We start from the raw sequence: 3802 nt of genomic DNA, 5'->3' as shown, positions 1-3802 counted from the left end.
ACCCCCGCACAACCCTCGCCCCCGAGCCCGCCGCCCGCACCTGCCGGAGGGCCACACCACGCCTTCCGCGCACCGCCCCCACCCCCGGCACGGCTCATCACCCCGGCGCACGAACGCTCCCGCACCACCCCCCGCGCATCCGGGCGCTACAGGTGTCCGGCACGCCCGGCCGGTGGGCCGTACGGGTCATACGGACCGGCGTACGGCCGCTCTGACAAGCACCGGCGGCCACCGGCCGCATGTTCCCCCACACTTCGCGTTTGAGGACCAAGAGACTCTAAATTCACGACGAAGGGTGATGAAGCGGGTGCGTAATGTGATGTGCTGGTAGCGGTCGTGACGCTTCCGGTGAACGTCACGGAGCCCGTCCCGCACGCACGCGGACGGCGCACGACCGGCCAGTCCCACGGGGGACGCGGGAGGGGAGCGGAAGGATGCAGCGGGAGCAGATCAGGCGCTGGGAATCGGGCGCACTCGCCCACACCGTGACGGACCCGTTCGGCCAGGGCCCGCTGCCCTGGCTGCGGGGCAGCGACAGCTACGCCGACCTCGGCCGCGTCGTCCCCTGGTACGCCGACCCGGCCGCTGTCCGCCGCGACCCGTTCGTCCCGCCGCCCCGCAAGCACAACGGCCCGCGCACCTCCGACGACGTACGCGGCCAGATCAAGGGCTTCGCGGGCACGGGCGCGGTGGCCCCCGGCGAGGCGATCGACTTCCGGATCACCGTCGACCCGCCGCAGCCGTTCAGCATCGACGTCTACCGCATCGGCCACTACGGCGGCGCCGGAGCCTTCAAGATCACCACCAGTCCGCGGCTCTCCGGCATCGTCCAGCCCGCGCCGCTCACCGCCGACCGCACCGTCTCCTGCCACCACTGGTGGCTCTCCTGGCGCCTCCAGGTCCCGACGTACTGGCAGCCCGGCGCGTATGTCGCGGTGCTGACCACCGCCGACGGCCACCGCAGCCACATCCCCTTCGCGGTCCGCGACGACACCCCCGCCGACCTGCTGCTCCTGCTGCCCGACATCACCTGGCAGGCGTACAACCTCTACCCCGAGGACGGCCGTACCGGCGCCAGCCTCTACCACGCCTGGGACGAGGACGGCGCCCTCCTGGGCGAGGAGGAGGCCGCCACCACCGTCTCCTTCGACCGCCCCTACGCCGGCGCCGGACTCCCCCTGCACGTCGGTCACGCCTACGACTTCATCCGCTGGGCCGAGCGCTACGGCTACGACCTGGCCTACGCCACCGCCCGCGATCTGCATGCCGGCCGGGTCGACCCGGGCCGCTACCGCGGTCTGGTCTTCCCCGGCCACGACGAGTACTGGTCGGCGCCGATGCGCCGTACGGCCGAGCACGCCCGCGACGGCGGCACCTCCCTGGTCTTCCTCTCCGCCAACACCATGTACTGGCAGGTCGGCCTCTCCCCGTCCCCCACCGGTCCCGACGCGCTCCTCAGCTGCCGCAAGCGCCAGGGCCCCGGCCGCCCCGCCCTGTGGCGGGAGGTGGGGGAGCCGGAGCAGCGGCTGCTGGGCATCCAGTACACGGGGCGGGTGCCGGAACCGGCCCCGCTGATCGTCCGCAACGGCCACCACTGGCTGTGGGAGGCCACCGGCGCGCACGAGGGCGATGCCCTGCCCGGTCTGGTCGCCGGGGAGGCCGACCGCTACTACCCCCGCACCAGCCTCCCCGAGCACACCCGCCGCATCCTGCTCGCCCACTCCCCGTACCGCGACGGCCAGGGCAACCGCCGCCACCAGGAGACCTCGCTCTACCGCGCGCCCAGCGGCGCCCTGGTCTTCGCCTCCGGCACCTTCGCCTGGTCCCCGGCCCTCGACCGCCCCGGCCATGTCGACGAACGCGTCCAACGCGCCACCGCCAACCTCCTCGACCGCATCTGCAAACGCGACTGACGCCCCGCCCGTCCCGCTACCGCGCCGCGAGCGGCCCCCACTCCCGCGCCAGCGCCACCGTCAGCGCCCGGAAGATCCGCACCTCCGGATTCGGGTCCCCGCTCCGGGTGGCGAGCACGCTGTGCGCCCACGGCGCGTCCAGCACCGGTACGTAGACCGTCCCCGGCCAGGGGTAGTAGCGCGCGAACGACTTCAGCCCGGAGCCCGTGCCCCGCCCGGCGGCCACGCTCGTCAGCACGTCCTGCGGCGTCAGCGCGCAGTCCGGCCCGCGCCGCCGCCCCTCGTCGAAGTACAGGTAGTCGGTGAACGGCCGCGGGGTGTGCGACGGCAGCCGCAGATACGGCAGATCGATGACGTCCGCGACCCGCAGTCCCTCCCGTGCCGCGTCCGCCAGCGGCGAGGCCGCCGAGACCGCCACGATCCGCTGCTCCGTCGTCAGCACATCGACGTCGATCCCCTCGGCCTCGATCGCGGGCCGGACGAACGCCACGTCCACCCGTTCCTCGCGCAGCGCGCTGGAGTGCTCGGTGAAGTCCAGCTGCACCAAGGAGAGCGGCACCTCGGGCCGGGCCCGCCGGAAGGCGTTGACCGCGGCCGGGGTCACCTCGGCCGAGCCGTGCCCCATCACCCCGACCCGCAGGCCGCGTTCCGTCACGGGGCCGCGGGCCGCCTCCGTCACGTCCTCCACGGCGGCGTTCGCGGCGGCCAGCAGCGTACGGGCGTGGGACGCCAGCCGCCGTCCGGCCGCGGTCGGCGCGACCGGCGAACGGTCCAGCAGTCGCACGCCGAACTCCCGCTCCAGTTGCTGCACATGGCCGGTGACCGCGGCGGGCGACAGGAAGAGGCGGGAGGCGGCACGTCCGAAATGCCCCTCCTCGACCACCGCCAGGAAGGAAGAAAGCCGCCGCAGATCCATGGGGCCGACGATAAAACGGTCGCCCCCTGTGCTCCCAGTGGCGTTCACGATCCCTGAACGGAGGCGGCCCGCGCCCGCCCCCGGCCCGTACAACGGGCGGCATGACCCCCACGACCCTCACCCCGCACCCGCCCGCCGCCGCGACGAGGCCGCCCGCCGGACGCCCGTGGCTGCGCGCGGGCTGGATCATGACGGCCTCGGGCTGGGGCGCCAACCAGTTCTCCGCCCTCCTCGGCGCCTACCGCACCGAACTGGGCCTGACCACCGCCACCACCACGGCCCTCTTCGCCGTCTACATCGCCGGCCTGGTCCCCGGCGTGCTGCTCGCCGGCCCGGCCGCCGACCGCCTCGGCCGCCGCCCCGTCGTCCTCACCGCCCTCGCCGTCTCCGTCGTCGCGACCGCCTTGCTGATGGCGGGCCCCGCGGCCACCGCCCTGCTGTGGCCGGGCCGCCTGCTCACCGGCCTCGGCGCGGGCGCCCTGCTCACCGCCGGCAGCGTCTGGGTCAAGGAACTCTCCTCCCCGCCGCACGCCGACGCGCCTCCTGGCGCCGCGGCCCGCCGCTCCGGCCTCTTCCTCTCCGCGGGCTTCGCCTCCGGCGGCCTCGCCGCGTCCCTCGTCGCCCAGTGGGCGCCGCACCCGATGCTCACCGCGTACGTGCCCCACCTCGTCCTCTCCATCGCGGCCGCCCTCACCGCCGCCCGCGCCCCGGAAACCGCCCCGGGTCCCATCACCCCTACCGCACCCCCGAAACCGCACGCCCCCACCGAACCCCAGCCGTCCACCGCTCCCCAGAGACCCACCGAGAACGCCCCCACCACGACCACCCCCGCCTTCCTCCGCCTCATGGCCCCCGTCGCCCCCTGGGTCTTCGCCGCCCCCACCCTCGCCTTCGTCACCCTCCCCGGCCTCGTCGGCGACCGGCTGCCCGGCTGGCAGACCGTCTACGCGGGCGTGGCGACCGCCGTCACCCC

3 protein-coding genes are annotated in these 3802 nt (G+C 74.8%); 2 read left to right on the top strand and 1 reads right to left on the bottom strand.

Going from position 1 to position 3802, the window contains the following annotated elements:
- Positions 1-434 precede the first annotated feature (434 nt).
- On the top strand, positions 435-1913 hold the full coding sequence (locus AC51EU_RS28275) for a N,N-dimethylformamidase beta subunit family domain-containing protein (protein ID WP_496269932.1): 1479 nt from the start codon (positions 435-437) through the stop codon (positions 1911-1913).
- 16 nt (positions 1914-1929) lie between these two features.
- On the opposite strand, the gene AC51EU_RS28270 is transcribed toward AC51EU_RS28275, so the two are convergent.
- A complete protein-coding gene (locus tag AC51EU_RS28270; RefSeq protein WP_496269931.1) occupies positions 1930-2829 on the bottom strand; it encodes a LysR family transcriptional regulator in 900 nt (299 codons plus the stop codon).
- Between the two features lie 101 nt (positions 2830-2930).
- On the opposite strand from AC51EU_RS28270, the gene AC51EU_RS28265 reads away from it, so the two are divergent.
- Positions 2931-3802: MFS transporter (locus AC51EU_RS28265; RefSeq protein WP_496269930.1), on the top strand; the 872-nt coding region annotated here is incomplete at its 3' end.

The organism is Candidatus Streptomyces philanthi (assembly GCF_059553635.1).
The sequence above is the reverse complement of the archived record's forward strand: the minus strand, read 5'-3'. Positions and strand labels throughout refer to the sequence as shown.

What these genes read in the sequence shown, in the direction of transcription:
- AC51EU_RS28270 (WP_496269931.1), bottom strand. Translation starts at nt 2,829, where the DNA reads ATGGATCTGCGGCGGCTTTCTTCCTTCCTGGCGGTGGTCGAGGAGGGG.
- AC51EU_RS28275 (WP_496269932.1), top strand. Translation starts at nt 435, where the DNA reads ATGCAGCGGGAGCAGATCAGGCGCTGGGAATCGGGCGCACTCGCCCAC.